This is a genomic window from Phormidesmis sp. 146-33, assembly GCF_052939515.1.
Genome location: NZ_JBJPHU010000251.1, coordinates 1 through 2461 on the forward strand (window position 1 = coordinate 1; position 2461 = coordinate 2461).

Genomic DNA, 2461 nt, shown 5'->3' on the forward strand with positions numbered 1-2461 from the left:
TTTCTACTGACACTGACTAGTTAATCGTACTACATCTACTTGAAAAATGCTGTATATTCAGACCACCAATCACTTGGAGCGCTTGTTCCGTGAATTTCGTGCCAAGTCAGATGAAATCGGGGCGTTCCCGAATGAAATAAGTTGTCTCACCGTTTTTTGCATGGTAGTGGAGCGCGATCATGCAAAACATGACCGTAAATCTTCCGCGAATAATTCGTGACACTAACTTCAGGAGGAACCAGGATCATGCAACTGCCGATAGTCGCTCCTGCCCCGATTGTTGAACAGCACGCGGAAGCCTTTCGCGGTTTGTTCAGAGATGAACGCAGCTATGAGAATTTCCAGATCTACTTGACGGGGCTAATCGTCTTGGAGAACAAAAGCCTCAGTCATATCAGTCGTTGTACATTAGAGAGCGCAGATAAGACCAATCTATCGCGCTTTCTGAGTGAGTCGCCTTGGAAGAGTGAAGTGATGAACGCGCATCGCATTCAGTACTTACTAGCGCAAACGGTAAATGTCCGATTGAAGGCAGAGCAGTCGTGCTTATTGATTGATGATACCCTGTGTGAGCATGTGGGGAGTTTGTTCGAGTACATTGACCGACACTACAATCATAGTGATAGTCGCTATCCCCTTGCTCATAACTTGGTTACAAGCCACTATCGCAGTGGAGCAGTGCGGTTTCCGGTCGATTATGAGATCTACCGTCGCTATGAGGACTTGACGCAGTGGGAGCAATTTGTGTCCAAGCACTTTCCGGGGCAAGTGATTCCGCCCACGACCCAAGCTCGGCAAAAGTTGCACAAGCAGTTAGACCCGACGCTGCTGAGCGACCCAGAATTTGCCCAGTTGCACGAGCAGTTCCGCACCAAGATGACGATTGCACATGAGCTATTGAAGCATGCGATTGAGCATGGATTGCCCTTCACGACCGTCTTGATGGATAGTTGGTATCTGACGACCGAATTTGTCCAGCAACTGGCAGACCAGAAGAAGAACTGGGTGAGTTTGCTCAAGCGCACGCTGCTTCGCAGATACCGCAAGGGTCGTAACTTCTCCATGTACGGGTTTCAGTTGCGAGATGCCCAGGGACAGCCCATTCCTCTGCCAGCCAATGGTGTAATCAAGGTCGAAGCACTCGTCCCCTTGATTCCGTCTTCTGCCTATCATCAAGTGGACATTGATCACCGCAGCTATTGGGGCTTTAGTGTCTGTGCTCGACTTTCTGGCATTGGCAAAGTGCGATTGGTGATTTGCTTTGAATCGGCTAACTTGAGCGGTTCCTCTGCGGTTCTCGTCACCAATCGCACCGACTGGAGTGCCAAGCAAACCTTATCGATGTACTTGAAACGATGGGCGATTGAAACCTTCTACCGGGACGGAAAACAACTGCTGGGACTCGACCAGTATCGGGTGCGGTCACACTCAGCCATGCAATCCCATTGGTGTTTAGTGTTCGTGGCATACTCGTTGTTGCATCTTGCCTGTTTACCGCCATCGCAGAAACCGCCCAGAGGCAAGCGTCCGATTCATCCCATCCAAACCATTGGGGAAGTCGTGCGACAACAAGGGCAAGCACTGATTGAGCAGTTGATTTTGTTCGCCCATGAACAACTCCTGCGAGGACAGGCAGCCGCGCGAGTGTTTACCGACTTGTTTGCTAAACAACAAAAGCAGATCGCACATTCGTAGTCCGCAAATTACTGCTCTTATTTTCCTCTCTCGGCATCACAACACTCAAGCTTCAATATCTGGGGGCAGTTCTGTCAATCGATCATTGAAAGATTACACACGATTGCTGCTCCAACCTTAATCATCTGGGGCAGGCAAGATCCGATGGTTCCTGTAAGTCATGCTCAAAATGCTGCCAAGATAATTCCGAACACTCGACTAGAAATCTTTGAGAAGTGCGGTCATTGGAGTCCAATCGAGCATCCGCAACAATTCAATCAGCTAGTTTTAGAGTTTTTGTCTTGAGTATGGCGAAATAAGTAGAAATACCGTCTGCACAGCGGCCAGATTGAGCCGTGGCAAGTCACTTTTGCTCTGCTTAAGTTATCGGTAGGGATGCCGCTACAAATTTATTGGCGAGAGTTAAGCTTAGAGAGAATGTAGTAATGAGAAAGATCAAGCATGTTGTGCGGGAATAGAATTATTCTTCAACCTCTCTCTGAAACTGATTTAGATTTGATGGAGCGAATGAATGAGGATTCTGAAACCATGAGATTTATGGGTGGTGTGGAAACACCCAGTCATGAGCTAGGGAAGATAGTTCAGAAGCTGCAAGATCAATTCAAGTGTCAGGGCTGGGGATGGATGAGGATTGAAACTCAGCAGGGAGAGAAGGTTGGTTTTGTTTTTTTACGACGCTGCCCACGATTAGCTGAGATTGAACTGGGCTATCTCAGATCTTGCACCATTCTCAAGAAGGGGTTGCCAAATCGCCAGAAATCTGAAA

The 2461-nt window shown here is 48.1% G+C and carries 3 protein-coding genes and 1 pseudogene; all 4 read left to right on the plus strand.

The window, feature by feature from the left end; translation table 11 throughout:
- Window positions 1-52 precede the first annotated feature (52 nt).
- Window positions 53-220 (plus strand): annotated as a pseudogene (locus ACJ2PR_RS35625) (transposase); the annotation flags it as partial.
- 26 nt (window positions 221-246) lie between these two features.
- The gene (locus ACJ2PR_RS35630; protein ID WP_446880601.1) at window positions 247-1695 is read left to right on the plus strand and encodes an IS701 family transposase; all 1449 of its coding nucleotides are present in this window, start codon (window positions 247-249) and stop codon (window positions 1693-1695) included.
- Between the two features lie 57 nt (window positions 1696-1752).
- Complete coding sequence (locus ACJ2PR_RS35635) at window positions 1753-1980, plus strand: alpha/beta fold hydrolase (protein WP_446880603.1); 228 nt, start codon at window positions 1753-1755, stop codon at window positions 1978-1980.
- 222 nt (window positions 1981-2202) lie between these two features.
- The coding region (locus ACJ2PR_RS35640) for a hypothetical protein (RefSeq protein WP_446880602.1) at window positions 2203-2461 on the plus strand (259 nt) is incomplete at its 3' end.

What these genes read in the sequence shown, in the direction of transcription:
- ACJ2PR_RS35630 (WP_446880601.1), top strand. Translation starts at nt 247, where the DNA reads ATGCAACTGCCGATAGTCGCTCCTGCCCCGATTGTTGAACAGCACGCG.